This is a genomic window from Mesorhizobium sp. M0590 (genome assembly GCF_040320905.1).
GTDB lineage: Bacteria > Pseudomonadota > Alphaproteobacteria > Rhizobiales > Rhizobiaceae > Mesorhizobium.
In genome coordinates this window covers 708,058-728,120 of record NZ_JAMYQN010000001.1, presented here as the reverse complement: position 1 = coordinate 728,120, position 20,063 = coordinate 708,058, and the positions used below count along the sequence as shown (strand labels likewise).

Below are 20,063 nucleotides of genomic sequence, written 5' to 3'. Positions count from 1 at the left end.
TGCTCATGGAAACAGCTGCCGCGTCCGATCCGTTTGTTGCTTCTCTGCCGGTCTTCGCAAAGTTTGAAAGCGTTGCCGATATCGATAACTATCGGCCTCTCCCCGATGGCTGGGCGCTGGCCACCGCAGACATCGTCGGCTCGACCAAGGCGATCGAGGCGGGGCGCTATAAAACCGTCAATATGGCCGGTGCCAGCGTCATTTCGGCGCTGCTCAATGCGCTGGGTAGGCAAGATCTTCCCTTTGTCTTCGGCGGCGACGGCGCGCTCGTGGCGTTTCCTGGCTCGGCGCTGGAGATCACCCGTAACGCGCTGGCGGCTGTCCAGAGATGGGTGGCGGACGAACTGGATCTGACCTTGCGTGCCGCAATCGTGCCGATAAAGGATATAAGAGCGCAAGGCCTCGATGTTCGCGTGGCGAGGTTCCAGGCCTCTGATGCGGTCTTCTATGCCATGTTCGCCGGAGGTGGCGGCAGTTGGGCGGAAGCCGAGATGAAAGCGGGGCGCTACCGCATCGATCCTGCGCCGGCCGGCACGCGACCGGATCTGACTGGCCTCTCGTGCCGCTGGAACCCGATCGAAGCCCGGCATGGCGAAATCGTCTCGATCATAGCCATACCGGGGGCGTCGCGCGACTTGCGCGGTTTTCAGTTTCTGGTTTCCGACATCATCGCCCTTGCCGGCAGGCAGGAACGCGATGGCCACCCGGTGCCGGTGAACGGGCCGGACTATAGTTTGCTGCCCGCCGGCCTCGATGTCGAGGCGCGGGCCACGGCGCCGGCAGGACGGCGGTGGCTGTCGAAGCTGTGGATAGTGTTCCTGATGACGCTTACGGCTGTTGCGGATAGATTTGGCTGGACGATCGGCAGATTCGATCCGAAGATCTACAAACGCGAAGTGGCCAGCAATTCGGATTTCCGGAAGTTCGACGATGGCTTGAAGATGACCATCGACGTTGACGCGGATGTGTTGCAACGGATCGAGAACCGGCTGAAACAGGCGGAAGAGGCGGGCATCTGCAACTATGGCCTGCACCGCCAGAAATCGGCCTTGATGACATGCCTCGTCGCATCGCCGCTGCAGCGCGATCACGTTCATTTCATCGATGGCGCCGCCGGCGGCTATGCGATGGCTGCCGCAAGCCTGAAGGCGAAGGTGCCGATCTGACGGCTTGCGGACATCGATTTTCCGCAATATGCCTCGGGGTTCTTGGGAGCGGTGAGCCTCACCATGGAAGCGGACGGCCTGTCCGAATTGACGGGAAGCAGATTTTTGGACGCCTCACGATCGACATATGACCGTCTTCTGAACCGGATTTCGACGCGCGCCGCGCAAGTCGGCGTGATCGGACTGGGCTATGTCGGGTTGCCGCTGGCGGTCGCGATCGCTCGCGCCGGCTTCCCGGTTTCCGGCTTCGACATCGAAGGCCAGAAGGTCGAGAGCCTGAACAACGGCCAATCCTACATCGAGGCGGTGACGTCGACAGCCCTTGCCGGCCAGGTGGCAAGCGGACGGTTCCGCGCCACTGCGGATTTTGCCGAACTGGCCGTCTGCGATGTCATCATCATCTGCGTTCCGACGCCACTGACGAAACACCGCGAGCCGGATCTCTCCTTTGTCAGGAACACGGCAGGCAACATCGCGAAGCATCTGCGTCTCGGCCAGCTGATCGTGCTGGAATCGACCACCTATCCCGGCACCACCGACGACGTGATCAAGCCCATCCTGGAAAAAACCGGCTTGCAGTCGAGGACAGACTTCTTCCTCGGCTTCTCGCCCGAACGCGAGGATCCCGGCAACCGCAGCTTTGAGGTCGCGACAATCCCCAAGGTCGTGGCAGGGGACGGCATTGAAGCGGCAACGCTCGTGCAGGCTTTCTACCAGGGCGTGGTCAAGACCGTCGTTCCAGTTTCCACCACGGCGACCGCCGAGGCGGTCAAGCTGACGGAAAACATCTTCCGCTCGGTCAACATAGCCCTCGTCAACGAGTTGAAGGTCGTGCTCGGGGCGATGGGAATCGACATCTGGGAGGTGATCGAGGCGGCAAAGACCAAGCCCTTCGGCTACATGCCTTTCTATCCTGGCCCTGGACTTGGTGGGCACTGCGTTCCGATCGATCCCTTCTACCTGACGTGGAAGGCTCGCGAATACGAACTGCCGACCCGCTTCATCGAGCTGGCGGCAGAGATCAACACGGCCATGCCGCGTCATGTGGTCGATGAACTGGCGAAGGCGCTGGACCGGCGCTGCGGCAAGGCGCTCAGCCGCTCGCGCATTCTCATCATCGGGCTCGCCTATAAGAAGAATGTGCCCGACATCCGCGAAAGCCCCTCATTGCGGCTCATTGAACTCATCGAGGAATGGGGCGGCAAGGCGGAATTCCACGATCCGCATGTTGCCGAAATCCCGGGCACACGGGAGCATATGGCGATCAAGGGGCGTCGCTCGGTCGAATTGACCGAGGTGGCCTTGAAGGATTTCGACGCTGTCGTCGTTGCGACCGACCACGACGCGATCGACTATCAGGCGATCGCGGATCACGCTCTACTGATCGTCGACACACGCAATATTTTTGGCCGCCTCGGGCTAGCCCGAGAGACGGTGGTGAAGGCCTGACGGCGTCCGAGCCGGCGAATTTGTGCAAGGAGATTTCGAGATAGCATGAGCACAGCGCAAGCAGAAATTTCTGCCATTCTCATGGATAAGGTTGCCGATTGGCTGACCCAATCGGCGTTGGCGGGCGACGACCTGGAAACATTGGTAAGGGGCTTTTGTGAACGGCTGGCTGCTGCCGGCCTGCCGTTGAAGCGGGTGCATTTGAGCTTTTCGATGCTTCATCCGCTTTATGACGCGCTCGGCTTCACCTGGCTCCGCGGCCAGGGCCTGGAAGTGGAAGGCTTCCGCAAGGAGAACGGCGTTCATTCCGACAGATTCCTGACCAGCCCATACTACCATCTGCTCAGCCACAAGCTCGACCATCTGCGGCGCCGGCTCGACCCGTCGGTGCCGTCGGAATTTCCTGTTTTCGATGACCTCAAGCTGATGGGCGTCACCGATTACATGGCTTTCGTCCATCCCTTCAGCGGCAACACCAGTCAGGGCATGATCGGGTCTTGGTCCACCGACAGTGCTGCAGGCTTCAGCGACAGCATGATTTCGGCGCTGCTGCGCATCCAGAACCATCTCGCTATCGCAACCAAGATGGCGGTGCTCACCAAGCTTGCCGACAACATGATGACCACTTATCTCGGCGGCGACGCCGGCAGGCGCGTGCTCGACGGCCAGATCAAGCGCGGCGAGGGTGATACAATCCGGGCGGCACTGGTCATGGGCGACATGCGCGGGTCGTCAAGACTTGCCGAAACCTCCGGCCGCGAAGTCTATATCGATACGCTGAACCAGTTTTTCGACGCCGCTGCTGCACCTTTCAATCGCAAGGGCGGGCAGATCATGAGTTTCATAGGTGATGGCTTCATTGCCGTCTACCCTTGCGCAAGGCACCGTTCACAGTCCGAGATCGCCTGCCAGGCTGCTCTTGCAGCAGCGCACAAGGCCACCGCGCGCATGATGGATCTCAATCTGCGCAGAAAGCAGCAGGGATTGAGCGACATAAACTATGGTATCGGCCTGCATGTCGGCAATGTGATGTTCGGCAATGTCGGGCTTACCGACCGGCTCACATTCTCTGTCTTCGGTTCGGCTGTAAACGAGGTCCAGCGCCTCCAGACCCTGACCAAGAAATATCCGCACAGCGTTCTCGCCAGCAAAGACTTCGCCGGCTATTGCGGCGCCAACAACTGGCTGGCGCTCGGCATGGAGGAACTGGCGGGCATCAGGCAGAAGCTAACGGTGCTTTCACCCGATTTGTCGGGTGCTCTCTCGCTCGACGAAGACGGTGCGCTGGAGCCGATTTACGACCGAATATCGGACGCCGAGCAGGTCATGCTGCTTCATCGCAATGCCGCGCGGCCGTCCGCGGGCGACCCGAGGAAGCTCCAGTAACCGCCACGATCTGATCCGAACGCGTTTGGTATGCAGTCCGGTCGCCGGTTCCGCCAGGGAACTGGGGACTGTTCGAATCCAAGTTGCTCTAGGCTGGCAATGCGCTAGTCTCGCCTTCTGGACCTGCCAGAGTGGGGGCTGGTGTGAGAATGAATTTGGGCGTTGATCTGCTGCGGATCGAGGATGTTGGCATCTCTTTTGCCATTATAGGGGGACCGTTGCATGCCGTCAGGCGTGCAAATCTTCGCGTCCTGCCCGGCAAGGTTACTGCGCTTGTGGGCGAGTCCGGTTCCGGAAAATCGGTTCTTAGCCAGGCAGTGATGGGCATTTTGCCGAACACAGCCCATGTTCGCGGGCGTATCCTGTTTTCCGATCCTGAAAAGCCCGGCACGACGCAGGATATCCTGCAGATGCCGCGTGACGGACCCGAAATCCGGGCGTTGAGAGGCAGCCGCATAGGCAAAATATTTCAGGAGCCGATGACATCACTGTCGCCGCTGCATACGATCGGCAATCAGGTGAGCGAATCCCTGCAGATTCATACGCCCATGGCTTGGGTGGAGCGCAAGGCGCGGACCAAGGAAATGCTCGGACTTGTCGGCTTTCCCAACCCCAAGCGCGCCTATGACATGTATCCCTTTGAACTTTCGGGAGGATTGCGTCAACGCGCCATGATCGCCATGGCGCTTATCTGCCGGCCCGCGCTGTTGATCGCCGACGAGCCGACGACGGCGTTGGACGTCACCATCCAGGCGCAAATCCTGCAATTGCTGCGCGAGCTTCAGACGAAGCTGAACATGGCGATGCTGCTGATCACGCACGACCTTGGCGTAGTCGCCAACGTCGCCGACGAGGTGGTGGTCATGTACCATGGCGAGATCATGGAAGCGGGACCTGTGGAGGCGATATTCCGCCGGCCGGGCCACCCTTACCTGAAGGGCCTGATGGCAGCCGTTCCGCATTTCGACCTGAAGCCCGGCGAAAGGCTAAAGGCGCTCCGCGAGGTGCCGGTGAATGTCGGGAACCTGCTCGGCAAGCAGACGGCGCCGGCATCGAAGGGGCCGGACGACATCCTGCTGTCGGTCAGGGATCTGACAAAGACCTTCACGATCCGCAAGTCCGGATGGTTCGGCGGAGATCATCAAACCTCTGTTCGCGCCGTGGACGGCGTGAGCTTTGATATCAGGCGGGGTGAGTGCCTGGGTCTTGTCGGCGAAAGCGGCTCCGGCAAAACCACCGTCAGCAAGATCCTCATGCGGGCTGTCACCCCTACCGGCGGCTCTGTGATCTTCAATGGCCGCGATGGTCCGATCGACGTCTTGGAAGCCGAGGGAGACGCCCTGCGCATGCTGCGCGCGAAAATCCAGATGGTATTCCAGGATCCGGTTTCGTCGCTTTCACCCCGCATGACGGTGGAGAACATTTTGAGCGAGCCGCTGGAAATCCATCGACGTGGCAATGCCGCGTCCCGACTCGCCACGGTCAAGAGCCTGATGCAGGCAATCGGGCTCGACCCGCGCTTCATAAAGCGTTATCCGCATAGTTTCTCCGGCGGGCAGCGTCAGCGTATCGGCATCGCGCGCGCGTTGGCGCTGGGGCCTGAACTCCTGATCTGCGACGAGCCGGTTTCGGCACTCGATGTCTCTGTCCAGGCGCAGATCCTGAACCTTCTGAAGGACCTGCAGAAGGAACTGGGCCTGACCTACCTGTTCATATCCCACAACCTCGCGGTGGTGGACTACATGGCAGACCGTATCGCGGTGATGTGCGGCGGGCGTATCGTCGAGCTCGCGCCGCGCGAAATTCTGCTTAGGAAACCGGTCCACCCCTACACGCGCTCATTGGTCGCCGCAGTACCTTTCCCCGATCTCGACAGGCCGATGGATTTCAAGACGCTGAAACTCAGCGGCGCTTCCGACACCAGCGCATGGGGACCGCAATTCCGCGACGAGGGCGACGAGGATATGCTGTCGCCGCTCGATCTTGGCGGCGGCCACCTCGTGCTGGCCCGACGTTCGGCCGATTTCAGCGAGCTACGCCATTGATCAGCCGGCGCACCGTCCTTGGACTCATGGCTTCGGCATTTCTGCCGGGCACGTTGCGCGCCGGCGACCTGGAGCCGGAATTTCTTGAGCCGCAGCTGAAGGCCAGAGCGCTGCCGGCACTCGCCGAACGCCTGCCCAAGCGCCCTCGCGCGTTGAATCTCGCCGCGATGGGCCGGCAGCCCGGCCAATATGGCGGCACGCTGCGCACGATCATCGGCAGCCAGAAAGACATCCGGATGATGACAATCTACGGGTACGCTCGCCTGGTCGGCTATGACGAAAAGCTTAACCTGCAAGCCGACATTCTCGAAAGTTTCGATGTAGCGGATGATCGTGTCTTCACTTTCAAGATACGAGAAGGACATAAATGGTCTGACGGTAGCCTGCTGACGTCGGAGGATTTTCGCTATTGCTGGGAAGATGTCTGGCTGAACGATGAGCTTTCGCAAGGCGGGCTCGCCCCGGCCCTGCTGGCGGACGGCAAGCCGCCACGCTTCGAGATCGTCGATCCGTTGACGGTCCGCTATAGTTGGGATGCGCCCAATCCCGACTTCCTGCCCAAGCTCGCCGCTGCTTCGCCCCTATCGCTTGTTCTGCCGGCCGCCTATCTCAAGCAGTTCCACAAGAAATACCAAGATCCATTCCGGCTCGCCGGCCTAATGAAGGAGAACCGGGCCCAGAAATGGACGCTCTTGCATATCCGCATGTCGCGGCAGTATCGCCCGGAGAACCCGGAACTGCCGACGCTCGATCCCTGGCAGAACCGGACCAAGCCGCCGGCTGAGCAGTTCGTCTTCGAGCGGAACCCGTTCTTTCATCGAATAGACGAGAATGGCCGGCAACTGCCTTATGTCGACCGGATTGTCATGAATGTCAGCTCGTCGGCGATCATTTCCGCCAAGACCGGTGCGGGCGAGAGCGACCTGCAAGGCATGGGAATTGACTTCACCGATTACTCCTTCCTGAAGGATGCGGAGAAGCGCTACCCGGTGAAGATGCATCTCTGGAAACGCACACAAGGTTCGCGGCTGGCGCTGCTGCCCAATCTGAATTGTGCCGACCAGGTGTGGCGTGGCCTTTTTCGTGACGTGCGCGTGCGCCGCGCACTTTCGCTCGCTGTGGACAGGCGCGAGATCAATTTGGCTGTGTTCTACGGATTGGCGCAGGAAAGTGCCGATACGGTCCTGCCGGAGAGCCCGCTCTACCGGCCGGAATTCGCGAAAGCCTGGGTCGCCCATGATCCCGACCAGGCCAATGCCCTGCTCGACGAGGTCGGGCTTCAGGCGCGTGACGATGACGGCCTGCGGATACTCCCCGACGGACGCCCGGCGCAGCTCGTAGTGGAAACGGCCGGCGAAAGCACGCTGGAAACCGACGCGCTCGAGCTCATCACCGATCACTGGCGCAAGATCGGCATCGCCCTGTTCATCCGGACTTCGCAGCGCGACATCTTCCGCAGCCGCGCGCTTGGTGGCCAGATCATGATGTCGATGTGGTCGGGCATCGACAATGGCGTGCCGACCGCCGACATGAACCCCTACCAACTCGCCCCCACCGTCGATGACCAGCTGCAATGGCCGCTCTGGGGTGCTCACTACTTGTCCCGTGGCAAGGTCGGCGAAGCGCCCGATCTTCCGCCCGTGGTCGAGTTGATGGCTTTACTCAAGCGCTGGAACGCATCGACCGAAGCCACGGAGCGCGCCGAGATCTGGAATTCAATGCTGTCGATCTATACCGATCAGGTGTTTTCGATCGGCACGGTAAACGGAACGCATCAGCCGATTCTGGCATCCTCGCGGCTGCGCAATCTGCCTGACAAGGCGCTCTACGGCTACGACCCGACCGCCTATTTCGGTGTCTATATGCCGGATACATTCTGGCTTGGAGAGTCCTGAGCGTGCTTCGATATTTTGTCTGGCGTATCGCCGTGATGGTTCCAACGCTGCTGGTCATATCGGCACTGGTGTTCACGATCATCGAACTTCCCCCAGGCGACTATTTCGACAGCTATGTTGCCGAGCTTCGGGCTCAAGGCGAAGCGGTGGATTCCGATCGCATCGAGATGATGCGCAAGGAATATGGTTTCGACAAGCCACCGGTCATTCGCTACTTCTACTGGGTCGGCGGGATGCTGCACGGCGATTTCGGCTATTCCTTCGAATATGAGCTGCCGGTTCGCGACGTCGTCGGGGACCGAATGTGGCTGACGGTGCTGGTTTCCTTCGTCACGATCATCTTTACCTGGCTCATCGCCTTTCCGATCGGCATGTACTCCGCCACGCATCAATACAGCTGGGGCGACTACGGCCTGACTTTCTTCGGCCTTCTCGGCCTTGCGATTCCGAACTTCATGCTGGCGCTGATCCTGATGTATTTCGCCAACATCTGGTTCGGCACGTCTATCGGCCATCTCATGGACCAGCAATATCTCGGCGAGCCGATGAGCTGGGCCAAGGCGAAATCGATCCTCGCCCATCTCTGGATTCCGGTCTTGATCATCGGCACCGGGGGCACGGCAAGCATGATCCGGCGGCTGCGCGCCAATCTGCTCGATGAGCTACATAAGCAATATGTCGTGACCGCGCACGCCAAAGGCCTTCATCCCTTCAGGGCGCTGGTCAAATATCCGCTGCGCATGGCGCTCAATTTCTTCATTTCAGATATCGGCTCTATCCTGCCGGCCATCATCTCCGGCGCCGAAATCACGGCAATCGTGCTGTCTTTGGAGACGACCGGGCCGATGCTGATCAAGGCGCTGCAAAGCCAGGACATGTATCTGGCAGGGTCGTTCCTGATGTTCCTCGCCTTCCTGACGGTCATCGGCGTCCTGATTTCCGACTTGGCGCTGGCGCTACTTGATCCGCGAATTCGTTTGCAAGGCGGCAGCACCAAATGAACACGCAATCGCCGCTGCCCGCTCCGGGCGCCCCGCTGCAACACTACGTTTCCATTGCGCCCTTTGACCTGCAGTCGGTCGAGGCGATGACGCCGGAGCAGTCGAAGGTCTTTCAGGCGTCGCAGCTGCGGCTGATGTGGTGGAAATTCCGTCGGCACCGGCTTGCCCTTGTATCCGGCATATTCCTGGCAGCGCTCTATTTCGGGATACTGATCTGCGAGTTCCTGGCGCCCTACGATCTGCACACGCGCAACATGGACTACATCTATTCGCCGCCGCAGCGAGTGCACCTGTTCCACAACGGCCAGTTCGTCGGGCCGTTCGTCTATGGCCGCCAGATGACGCTGGATATGGACACGCTCAAGCGGAACTACGTCGAGAAACAGGATGATGTTCAGCGGATCCGTTTCTTCTGCAAGGGCGACAGTTACCGGTTCTGGGGCCTTATCGAAGGTGACAGGCATTTTGTCTGCCCCGCCGAAAACGGCCAGCTCTTTCTGGCCGGCACTGACAGGCTGGGGCGCGATGTGCTCTCGCGCATCATCTATGGCGCACGCATTTCACTGACAATCGGCCTCGTCGGCATCAGTTTCAGCTTCCTGCTCGGCATTGTCATCGGCGGACTGGCCGGCTATCACGGCGGTATCTTCGACCTGATCGTCCAACGGATAATCGAAGTTCTGCAATCGATCCCCAGCATTCCGCTATGGCTGGCTCTGGCGGCGATTATGCCGATAACCTGGAGTCCGATCCTGATCTATTTCGGCATCACCGTCATCCTCGGGCTGCTCGACTGGACCGGACTGGCGCGGGCCGTGCGTTCAAAGCTTCTGGCCTTGCGCGAGGAGGATTACGTTCTGGCCGCGCAATTGATGGGCGCCAGAAGCAGCCGCATCATCGGGCGGCATCTCATTCCCGGCTTCATGTCGCATCTGATCGCGACGGCGACGATCTCCATACCTGGCATGATCCTGGGCGAGACGGCGCTGAGCTTCCTCGGGCTCGGGCTGAGGGCACCGATAACCAGCTGGGGCATCCTGCTCACCGAGGCGCGCAGCGTCAGCGTGATCGCGTTCTATCCATGGCTGCTTTTGCCGATGCTCCCCGTCGTTCTCGTCATCTTGGCGTTCAACTTCCTCGGCGACGGGTTGCGGGACGCCGCGGACCCCTACAAGTGACAGCGCTATTCCGCCGCGCGCAGTGCCGCCGACTCCACCCGTATGATCCTTGTCGGCAACTGTTCGCTTGTTGCAGTGTTCATCGTCCGCCTCTACACGCGGCAAGACTCGATCGGGGTTTAACACGTCGGCCTCGGGTTTCAGCCGCGAAACGCTCTGGTCGGGGGCAGTTGATTTCGTGAACTGGTTCTGGACATACAATCGCACATGAGTCGCCTTGACAGTTTCATCCGGAGGATGACCGCACAGCGCGACATACTTGATCATGTCTGCGCCGAGGTGGCAAAGATGGAGGGGCCCGTGCTCGAGCTCGGCCTCGGCAATGGCCGGACGTTCCACCATCTGCGCGAGCGCCTGCCCGGACGCCGGATCGTAGCGTTCGACCGCGCACTTGCCGCACACGCCAGCTCAATTCCCGAAGCTGAAAACCTCGTGCTCGGCGAAATACGCGAGACGGCGAGCAGGTTCATTGGCATCGACGCCGCTCTTGTTCATGCCGACATCGGCACCGGCTATGAAGATCGCGATGCAGTGACCTCTACCTGGCTTCCCGATCTGACCGCGCGCCTGCTTCGCGTCGGCGGCATCGCGGTCAGCGGCACGCCGCTCGATCACCCGCAGTTGCAACGCCTCCCGCCGCCACCTTCGGTTCCCGCCGATCGTTATTTTATCTGTAGGCGCGTGTGAGGGGCCGGGATGAGCCAAATCTTCAGGGGCCAAGCCTTCAGGGGATCGTATATACTGCTATCTCCCGGTCAATGCCGCGCAGCGAGACCTCGTGGGGCACGGGCGTCAGCGCGTTCCTGTGCAAGAGATCGGCGGTGAGATTGTCGTCGACCACCGCCCGAGTGGCGAAGATCGCCTGTGCGTTGGCAAGGTTCTGGACCCGCGAAGCAATGTTGACCGTCTGGCCGAAATAGTCCTGTCGCTCATTCATAGACACGGCGATGCAGGGGCCGGCATGGACTCCGATCTTGAGCAGCAGATCCTCGCGCCCGCTCTTGTCGTTGAGCGTACGCATGGCATCGCGCATCCTGAGGGCTGCAGCAATCGCACGATCAGGCGTCGCGAAGGTCGCCATCACCGCATCACCGATCGTCTTCACCACCGCGCCTGCCTCCGCCGTGACGATCTCGTGCAGAACCTGGAAATGCTCGCGCACGAGATCGAAGGCTGAAAGGTCGCCCACCCGCTCGTAAAGCTCGGTCGATCCGCGCAGGTCGGTGAACAGGAACGTCAGGCTGGTGATCTTCAGGCGCTGGTTGATGTCGAGTGTATCCGTGCGATAGAGATCGCGGAACGTCTGGTTGGTGAGCAGGCGCTTGGCGGTCAGGAAGGGCCGGCGTTTTCCCAGGAAATCATGCAATGCCTGGCCGGCGATGAAGACCGTCGGCAGCACGCGGGTGTCGGTCCGGTTTTCCAGCGAAATGCGCAACGGGCCGGGTTGCATCTCCAGCGTCTGGTTCTGGACATGGTCGCGGTCGAAGGCCAAAGAGAGGCTCCGGCGCTCCTTTGTTGGTTCGCCCTTCCCGTCGATGAACTGCGCTGAATGGGTGACCGGCTCGAAGACGATGATGAATTCGGACGGAAGCTGTATGGGCAGAACCGCCTTTTCACCGGGCGCAAGCTCGATATCCTCCAGCGAGAACGCTTCCAGCTTTTTCGCGAAATCCTCTTCCGGCAGATCGACGCCGGACGCCCAGTAGATCTGGCGGAAATATTCCGCCACCGGCAGTTCGTGTGGATTGTGGGCGGCAATCCTGCGCACGCGGGGACTGACGGTGAATGTCACCTCGACCATCTCGTCGAGGGTCGGTGAATAGCCCTCGGAGCACAGCGCGCAGGTGTATTCGTCCTTTTGCAGGGTTTTCAGCGTGGCGTTGGTGTCGAGCACGCCGCCGCAGCCGGGGCACAGAACATTCCAGGAAATGTCGAAGATGCCCACCCGCGCCGCATGGAGAAAGGCGCTTATTGCGCGCTCCTCGTCGAGGCCATGCTTGCTGGCGAAGGCTGGCGCATTGATGCGGCAAAGTTCGTGGTCCTCGCCCTCCGCGATGGTTCGCTTGATCGCGTCGATCGCCTGCGGATCGACATCGGCCGATTGTCGCAGAAGTGAGAACAGATCCTGAGCTTCGTTCATCGTGCAGGCTCCGGAAAATGCACCCCGAGGCGTTTTGACCGGACCGGTCTTTGGTCCGAGTGCTCCATCTTACTTCGAAACGGACCGTACGGCCATTCGAATGGATAAGCCTGGTGACCGTTCAATTTCCATTCGGCGGATTTTAACCGGCCGCAAGCAGCACTATGATGGTCCATGGAGCATTCATCTTTGGGATTTTCTCCCATGCCGACATCCGACAATCCGCCATTTCCCGCGGCCCTGCGCCTTTTTTCTGCGGTGGTCATCATCGTCCTGATCGTAGGCGCCGGCCTGTTTTTCATGCCTGCGCTGGTGAAACCGGGCTGGCCTTGGGCCGTCACGCCGTTCAATGCGCGCTTCCTCGGTGGCTTCTACACCGCCGAAATGGTCGTGATGGCGGCACTGCTGGTCTGGAATCGCTGGTCGCCCGGCAGGCTCGTGCTCGTCATGGCCTTCATCTTCACCGTCATCGTGTCGGTGGCTTCGTTCATCAATCTCGGCTATTTCAACTTCGAGCGCAAAGCGCCCTGGCTGTGGTTTTTGGTCTATCTTGCTTCGGTCGCGGTATCCGGGCTGTTCCTGTGGCGGGCCAGGGCCCGTCCTTCTGCAAAAGGCGTGACCTTAAATACCGCATGGCGCGGCTACATGCCGGCGGAATCCGCGATCCTTGGACTCTATGGCGTCGGCCTGTTGCTGTTTCCCCTGACATTCAGTGGCATCTGGCCATGGCCGATCGATGCCTTCCACGCTCAGGTCTACAGCGCCATCTTCCTCGCCGGTGCGGGCGGCATATATCTCGTCTGGAGAAGCGCGCCGCGCGAGGAACTGCTGGTGCTCGGGCTGGCGCAGTTTCTGGTTGGCCTGCTTGCCATCCTCGGCGTCGTCATCACCGACGCTGCGGTGCACCGGATCGACTGGACGGCGACCGGGACATTGTGCTGGCTCGCCCTTTTCGGCTGGATAGGCATCAGCGGCGTGTTCAAACTCTACGCCGCCTCCCGGTATTTTAGCTCGCAATCGGTATCATAGGTTGCAGAGACCGCTGGATTTTCAGGTCACGTCCGGTGCATCGTACCGGCCCGATTGCCATCGCCGGGGAACGCCATGACCAGCACGACCTCGCCACCCTCCGAGAAAATCCAGCCGCTGCTCCGGTCCGTCCGGCCAAGCGATGCGGAGGCGCTTTGCGCTATCTTCAACATGCCGGGCTTCCGCTGGGGCACGCTCAGGATGCCTTTCGAGATGGTGGAGCAGGTGGAGCGGCGCATCGCCAAGTCCGGCCAGGAAACCACCTGGATCGTTGCCGAACTGGACGGCAAGGTCGTCGGCCATGGCAGCCTGGTCGTGCAGGGTTCACCGCGCCGTTCGCATATCGGCGAGATCAATATTGGCCTTGACGATGCCTTTGTCGGCAAAGGTATCGGCTCTGCCATACTTGGCGCGCTGCTTGACGTGGCCGACAACTGGCGCGCCCTGAAGCGGGTCGAATTGACCGTCTATGCCGACAACGAAGCGGCCCTCCGTCTCTACAAGAGCCACGGCTTTGAGGTCGAAGGCCGGCATGTGAAGGCCGGCTTTACCGACGGGCAGTACCACGACCTCCTGAGCATGGCCCGGCTGCGGTTCTAAGATCCGCTGTTTGGCGTTAGCTGTTTAGCCAGTCTGACAATTCGTGCCGAGCGAACAGGTGATTGCTCATGGAGAGCTGCGTAGGATACGGCCATTTCGTCTCACGCCATCTTAATCGAGTTGACGATCTATGTGTGGGCCGGCCGCATCCAGCAAGTCTGGTCTCGCTTGGCGTTTACACCGCAAGCGGCTAGACGGGACCAATGACCGCCGTCTTTGATCCAACCCCTACCCCTCCGCTGGAAATTCTGGCTGTGCTGTCGCTGCTCTGCCCGGAGGTCGTGCGCGACATCGAGCAGAACTGGAATGCACCGGTTTCCGACTACGCCCGCCATCTTTGGCGGCCGGTGGCAAGGCCTGCATCGGGCCCGGCGATCGCTGCCCGCTCGATCCTGCGCGAAATCCTGCATCAGCGCCTCGGTATGATCATGCAGCCTGAGAAGATCGGCAAAGCCCTCGACGAGTTCGAGCACAGACCGGTGATTCAGTCCGGCCTGCACTGCCTGCTTCTGATGGACCGGATCACCTTCGATGCCCTCCTGCTTGCCTGGCTCGGCGCGGTCGAAAACGGGCTGTCGGCCTTCGTCGGCTTCATGGGAACGACGATGACCATGGAGACAGTTGGCCGGGAGGGGCCGGGATGGCTCGACGTCGGCGACGACAAGATCAACCTCTTTGGCATGGGGCGCCACAAACTGTGCCGCAAAAGCGCCTGCGTGGCCGGTCCCGTCTCACTCAACAAGCGCGCGCTCGAAGCGGTGGGCGACGAAACGGATGGCAGCCGCTGGCTGGGCACACTGCTTGCCAGCCAGGACAAGGTGTTTGAAACCGCCGCCGATGCGCTGACTGCCATGAACCAGGATCTGGTCGCCAATTGGGATCGTGCCGGCATGGCCCTGCCGGTTTTCACCGATGATCGGGCCGCCGCGGCTGCCATGGCGCGGCATCTGGAATATGACGGCAGCCTTCTTTCCAGGCTGCTCATTGAACCCGCAAGACGCCAGCGTCTCGAACATGCCTGGCAAGAGGCCGCATCGAGCCCATTTGGCAGATTCCTGCCCAATGCCACGGACTATTTTTGGGGCATCCGCGAGGAGCGCGTGCGCAAGCTCGTTCTCGAGAACGGGCACCTGATCGAGCCTGACAGGCCGCAAGGTCTTTCCATCCCGTTCGAGCGGCCACATCTCAGGCGGGCGCTGCTGGAAGGCGTGCTGCTGCCGAACTTGTTCCTGACGTTCCTCGTCCTTGCCATATTGCCGCGCGTGCGGGTCGTGGGCGGCCTGAGACAGATTGGCTACGTAGCGCTTTTCCACTCGATCCTTCTGGCCGTGCTGGACGAAAACGCGCCGGAAGAGCGCGATCTGGCCGCGGAGCTGCAGGTTCGGGAAAATGCCTGGGGCATGCGGGTCATCGATGAAAAGATCTCAGTCCGCGAGCAGCTTGCCGGCCTGCCGGAAGTGGCGCTCTTCCCAAACCTGCTCCGGCAATACCGATTGCGGACATTTGCCGAGACGACCGACGACCTGAAACTGGTTCGCGAAAACGCCAGATGGCGCAAGATCGGCCAGGCAGAGATCAAGCCGACCTGAGACTAGTGCGCAACCGCAAGCGACGGCGATCTATCGGGGAGCCTCTGGCGTCTGATCCGGCCGCATAGGCCTCACCTGTCATTGCACCGCACCGCCCCTTGCGGAGCCCATCCACCACGTGTTCGAAATCGACCGGTTCTTGTAGGGCAAGACTTTGCGACGGTATTCCAACGAATAGTCGGGATTGACGCGAAGCGCCTCCTGCCATGCCGCGCTGGCTTCGGCGAAACGGCCCAGATGGCCGTAGCTGCGGGCCGGAAGCGCGCGAGACGTCGGTGACAGCGTTGCGAGTCAGCCCGTTGCATCAAGAGGTCAACGGCCTCCTCATCTTCATGATAGCAGGAAGACGGAGGGTAAGAGGGAACTTTCGCAGACGACGGCCACGCAGGGCAGCGCTCTGCCACCGGACCCACACGGATCGCTCGCTGCCGCTTGCCCGTCGACGACTATCGGTGCATCCTTGTGAATAGTCTGGCCGTGAAGTGCGGGCGAGATCACGCCGTCACGGCCACTAGTGAGGTCTTGTTCGATGGACTGCTCGGGCTGCGGTTTCGAGATTGAGGGCGGTTACGCCTTCTGTCCGAGGTGTGGCAGGCGCCAGCCCGTGCCATGCGCCAGTTGCGGCTACACCTGCGCACCTGATTTCGAGTTCTGTCCGAAATGTGGGGCAAGCGTCGGTGCGCCCGCAAGAGCCGTCGAACGGCCTGCTCCGGCACCAAGCCGGACCATTGTGCCGCCTTCTCGAACTCCGTCGCTGCTTCCGAACATCGAAAGCGAAGAAGGGCTGCATCCCGTCTCTGACGCCGATCGCCGGACGGTAACGGTCCTGTTCGCCGACCTTTGCGGCTTTACGACACTCAGCGAGCAGCTCGACCCCGAGGTCATGCAAGCGCTGCAGAACAAACTGTTCAAGGAATTGACGGCGGCCGTGCGAAACTTTGGTGGTTTCGTCGACAAATTCATCGGCGATGCACTGCTCGCTTTGTTCGGTGCGCCGGTCGCGCATGAGGACGATCCGGAACGTGCGCTTCGCGCCGCTCTCGACATGATCGCCCGGACGGCGCGGCTCGGCGAAAGCACCCCCCACTCCGGCTCGCCTCTGTTACTCCACATCGGCATAAACACTGGTCCGGTCGTTACTGGCGGATTGGGCATCGGCACCGCCAGATCCTATTCCGTGACCGGCGACACAGTGAATACGGCGCAACGCCTGCAATCGCTGGCCGCACCGGGTGAGGTGCTGGTAGGCGAGCTCACTCACAGGCTGACCCGGCATGCCTTCTCTTACGAGTCGCTGGGTGATGTCGTGTTTCGCGGCAAGGCTGGCAGCGTGCTCGTTCATCGACTGGACGCACCGCTAGCGGTGCCGCGTGCAGCGCGCGGGCTCGAGGCGCTCGGCCTCAGTGCGCCGCTAATAGGTCGTGGTGCGGAGCTCAATAGAATGATGGCGAGCCTTGACCAGGCGTGTGGCGGCTCGGCCCAACTTGTCCGCCTCGTCGGAGAAGCCGGCATCGGGAAATCGCGGCTGGTGAGTGAGTTCGTCGCCCGCGTCGGCGACGAGGAGCGTTTTCGCAACGTCGCCGTGCGGCAGGCCACGTGCTCACCGCTGGGTGAACAATCTTTTGGCGCCTTGGGCGCAGTGGTGCGCAGCGCTGCCGGGATGATGCAAAACGACAATGGGGACGAAATGCGGGGGAAGCTCGCAGGCTTGCTTGCCGATCTCGGCCTGCAGGGCGAGGAGGCGAAGCGGCTGATGCCTTTGCTCTACCATGTGCTTGGCCTTGGCGACCCCGATGCCACCTTGCAGCATGTCGAGCCCGAGCAGCTGCGGCGGCAAATTCTCTACGCAGTCCGCACAATCATCGAACGGCGGCTTGCGTTGTCGCCGCTATTGATTGTCGTCGAAGACCTACACTGGGCCGACGCCGTGTCGCTCGAGGCACTACGTTTCGTGATGGACAGGTTGGAACGCACGCGGTTGATGTTGCTGGTCACGCATCGTCCGGCGCCGGACAACGACCAGCTCGACTCAAGTCGGGTCAGTCACACAGCGCTCAGGCTTCCGCCACTCAACAATGATGACGGACGCAGCCTGCTGGCAGCGCTTTTCGGCGAGAGCTGGGTAAGCTCCGCGGGAGGGCTTCTCGACCAGATCCTCGAGCGCGCGGGCGGCAACCCCCTTTTTGTAGAGGAAATCGTTCGCGGGCTTATCGATCGCGGTGTACTGATGCGAGAGGGCCAGCGATGGCGGACTGTGGCAGGCGAAGTCGCAACCGGCATCCCCGCCACTATCCAGGCAATGTTGCTTGCCCGCGTCGACCGGCTGCCCCAAGAGGTGCGCCGGTTGGCCCAGGAGGCCGCGGTAATCGGCCCGCGCTTCGATGCCACACTTCTGAAAACCGTGACAGCCGACCCCGGCCGGCTCGAAGCCGGCTGCGAACTGCTTTGCGATGCGGAAATCATCGAGGAAGTTGCTGGATCAGGCTCGGTCTCGTCTCAAAGCTACCGCTTTACGCAAACATTGCTGCAGGACGTGATCTACCAGAATCTGCTCCTGCAACGCCGGACCGAAATCCACGGGCGGATCGGTGCTGCCTTGGAGCAACTGTGCGGCGACGAGCCGGAACGGCTCGAGGATTTGACCGTGCTCGGTCATCATTTTGCACAGAGCGCCGAGCGGGAGAAGGGCGCGCATTACCTGCAGGCGGCAGGCGATCGCGCTCGCATGATATATGCCAACGACGACGCCCTTCGTTTCTACGAGCGAGCACTGACTGCGTTGGGCGCGATCGGGCAAACACCGCTCAAACTGGCAATTGCAGAGCGCATTGCCGATTTGAGCGGCCCGGCAGGCCGCCGCGAGATCGCGCACCACCACTACGAGACGGTGTTGCAGGCATACCGCGAGTCGGCCAATCGCGTCGCCTCGGCGCGAGTTTTGCGTAAGATCGGTCGGCTACTCTGGGATGTCGGCAAGCGGGACAAGGCAGAACCCCGCTATGCTGAGGCGGCAGCGCTCCTCGATGGAGCGGATGCCCCGATCGAGCAGGCGCATCTGTGGCAAGAACGTGGCCGACAGGCGTTCCGTAGCGGAGATCACGCTCTCGCGGCAAAATGGGCAGACGCGGCGCTGGATTGCGTAGGCACACTGACAACGGAGCATGTCTCCGAGGTAAGGTGTGATGCCACTCTTGTGACCGCCGAGGCACTCAATACCAAGGCTGTCGCGCTGGCTCGCCTTGGGCGAAACCGTGAGGCCGTGCGTCAGGTTGAGCGTAGCATTGAATTGGCCGAAGCCGCCGGTCTGCTGGGCGCGGCCTGCCGCGGCTACACCAATCTCGGCGTGCTTTACACGACCATCGATCCCGCAAAGGCGATGGAGGTCTGTCGGCGCGGTCTTGAAGTGGCGCGCCGTATTGGTGATTTGGGTTTCCAGGCGCGCCTCCTCGCCAATCTGGCGGTCGCTTGTTGTACTTTCACGGATCGCTGTCCAACGGAGGGCGTGCCTGCTGCCGAGAAGGCCATCGAGATCGACCGGGCGCTCGACCAGCGCGAGCACCTGCCGGTGCCGTTGATCGTGCTTGGGCAGATCCATCAGTGCAACGGCCGTCCGGACCTGGCGGTTGGGTTGTTCCACGAAGCACTGGACGTAGCTCGCGAAACGGGCGAACCCCAACTGCTGTTTCCGTGTTATGATGGTCTTGCAACGCTTAATCTCGACCTCGACAATCTGGCCGAGGCCGAACGCTACTTTTCCCTGGCGCAGGGTATATGCGCCCAGCACGGGCTCGACCCGGAAGCGCTTGTGGTGCTGCCTTTTCTCGACTAGCCGGGGTTGGAGGTTGGAAATGTCCGCGCGTAGTGACTTGGTGCCGCTTCAACCGGGCGACCGTGCGCCAAACGTGGTACTCGACGCCATTACCCAGGAAGGCAAGATCGCGCTTGACGATTTTCGCGGCCAAAAACCGGTGCTGGTCGGCCTGTTTCGAGGTCTGCATTGCGCGTTTTGCCGGCGCCATATCGCCGCCCAGGCGCGGCTTGATCCGGAGCTGCGCGAAAAGGGCGTGGAGAGCCTGACGGTGGTCAACACGCCGATCGAACGGGCGCGTCTCTATTTCCGCTACCATCCGATGCCGAATCTGCTTGCGGCCTCCGATCCTGAACGCGCTTCACATCGTGCTTTTGGACTGCCCAATCTCGAATTCACCCAAAACGAGACGAACTGGCCATACAAGGTCTCGATGGCAGCGGCAAAGGATATGCGGGTCGACATACCAGGCGAGTTGCCCGGTCCTATGGATCCTCTTGCGGCCAGCGAAATCCTTAACAAGAGGGACCATTACGAGCTGACCGAAGCCGACGAGCAGATGCTAGCAACGGGACACGGACAATTGGTCGGTCAGTTCCTGCTGGACCGGCAGGGGATCGTCCGCTGGAGCTTCACGGAGGTTCCAGAGGGTGGGCGATACATGTTTGGGGCGCCAAGCCCGCAGGAGCTGATGTCAGCCGTATCCCAAGTCGCCCAATAGACTTGCGAACGAGGTAAGCGGGCGGGACACCGAATAAAAAGCGGAACCAATTTGTT

The 20,063-nt window shown here is 61.1% G+C and carries 14 protein-coding genes and 1 pseudogene; 13 read left to right on the top strand and 2 right to left on the bottom strand.

Going from position 1 to position 20,063, the window contains the following annotated elements; genetic code table 11:
* Positions 1–5 precede the first annotated feature (5 nt).
* From NKI52_RS03630 to NKI52_RS03595, 8 genes are all read left to right on the top strand, one after another.
* Positions 6–1,166 (top strand): DUF3095 domain-containing protein, encoded by a 1,161-nt coding sequence (locus NKI52_RS03630; protein ID WP_023675961.1) that lies wholly within the window; start codon positions 6–8, stop codon positions 1,164–1,166.
* Positions 1,167–1,271: 105 nt separating this feature from the next.
* Positions 1,272–2,615 carry a nucleotide sugar dehydrogenase gene (locus NKI52_RS03625; RefSeq protein ID WP_352697044.1) on the top strand — a complete coding sequence of 448 codons (1,344 nt, stop codon included), beginning with the start codon at positions 1,272–1,274 and terminating at the stop codon, positions 2,613–2,615.
* 45 nt (positions 2,616–2,660) lie between these two features.
* Positions 2,661–4,001, top strand: coding sequence for an adenylate/guanylate cyclase domain-containing protein (locus NKI52_RS03620; protein ID WP_023675963.1), 1,341 nt, complete (start codon positions 2,661–2,663; stop codon positions 3,999–4,001).
* Between the two features lie 149 nt (positions 4,002–4,150).
* Positions 4,151–6,046 carry an ABC transporter ATP-binding protein gene (locus tag NKI52_RS03615; RefSeq protein ID WP_352457165.1) on the top strand — a complete coding sequence of 632 codons (1,896 nt, stop codon included), beginning with the start codon at positions 4,151–4,153 and terminating at the stop codon, positions 6,044–6,046.
* Entirely contained in the window at positions 6,043–7,941 is a 1,899-nt protein-coding gene (locus NKI52_RS03610; protein WP_023675965.1) for an ABC transporter substrate-binding protein, read from the top strand. The genes NKI52_RS03615 and NKI52_RS03610 overlap by 4 nt, the downstream gene beginning before the upstream one ends.
* A 2-nt stretch (positions 7,942–7,943) precedes the next feature.
* A complete protein-coding gene (locus tag NKI52_RS03605) occupies positions 7,944–8,942 on the top strand; it encodes an ABC transporter permease (RefSeq protein ID WP_023675966.1) in 999 nt (332 codons plus the stop codon).
* Positions 8,939–10,120, top strand: a complete 1,182-nt coding sequence (locus NKI52_RS03600; protein WP_352697042.1) for an ABC transporter permease — start codon at positions 8,939–8,941, stop codon at positions 10,118–10,120. The genes NKI52_RS03605 and NKI52_RS03600 overlap by 4 nt, the downstream gene beginning before the upstream one ends.
* A gap of 207 nt (positions 10,121–10,327) precedes the next feature.
* The gene (locus tag NKI52_RS03595) at positions 10,328–10,807 is read left to right on the top strand and encodes a class I SAM-dependent methyltransferase (protein WP_352457162.1); all 480 of its coding nucleotides are present in this window, start codon (positions 10,328–10,330) and stop codon (positions 10,805–10,807) included.
* A gap of 37 nt (positions 10,808–10,844) precedes the next feature.
* Here NKI52_RS03595 and NKI52_RS03590 read toward each other — a convergent pair whose 3' ends face one another.
* The gene (locus NKI52_RS03590) at positions 10,845–12,260 is read right to left on the bottom strand and encodes an adenylate/guanylate cyclase domain-containing protein (RefSeq protein WP_352697040.1); all 1,416 of its coding nucleotides are present in this window, start codon (positions 12,258–12,260) and stop codon (positions 10,845–10,847) included.
* Between the two features lie 204 nt (positions 12,261–12,464).
* On the opposite strand from NKI52_RS03590, the gene NKI52_RS03585 reads away from it, so the two are divergent.
* The 3 genes from NKI52_RS03585 (at position 12,465) to NKI52_RS03575 (ending at position 15,478) form a co-directional block, all read left to right on the top strand.
* Positions 12,465–13,289 carry a hypothetical protein gene (locus NKI52_RS03585; protein ID WP_352697039.1) on the top strand — a complete coding sequence of 275 codons (825 nt, stop codon included), beginning with the start codon at positions 12,465–12,467 and terminating at the stop codon, positions 13,287–13,289.
* Positions 13,290–13,364: 75 nt separating this feature from the next.
* A complete protein-coding gene (locus tag NKI52_RS03580) occupies positions 13,365–13,889 on the top strand; it encodes a GNAT family N-acetyltransferase (protein ID WP_352697037.1) in 525 nt (174 codons plus the stop codon).
* Positions 13,890–14,092: 203 nt separating this feature from the next.
* Positions 14,093–15,478, top strand: a complete 1,386-nt coding sequence (locus tag NKI52_RS03575; RefSeq protein ID WP_352697035.1) for a hypothetical protein — start codon at positions 14,093–14,095, stop codon at positions 15,476–15,478.
* A 97-nt stretch (positions 15,479–15,575) separates the two neighbouring features.
* On the opposite strand, the pseudogene NKI52_RS32715 reads toward NKI52_RS03575, so the two are convergent.
* Positions 15,576–15,804: pseudogene (locus NKI52_RS32715) on the bottom strand (adenylate/guanylate cyclase domain-containing protein); the annotation flags it as partial.
* Positions 15,805–16,007: 203 nt separating this feature from the next.
* Here NKI52_RS32715 and NKI52_RS03570 point away from each other — a divergent pair.
* Entirely contained in the window at positions 16,008–19,307 is a 3,300-nt protein-coding gene (locus NKI52_RS03570; protein ID WP_352697033.1) for an adenylate/guanylate cyclase domain-containing protein, read from the top strand.
* Between the two features lie 19 nt (positions 19,308–19,326).
* On the top strand, positions 19,327–20,007 hold the full coding sequence (locus tag NKI52_RS03565) for a redoxin domain-containing protein (protein ID WP_023675975.1): 681 nt from the start codon (positions 19,327–19,329) through the stop codon (positions 20,005–20,007).
* Positions 20,008–20,063: the final 56 nt, after the last annotated feature.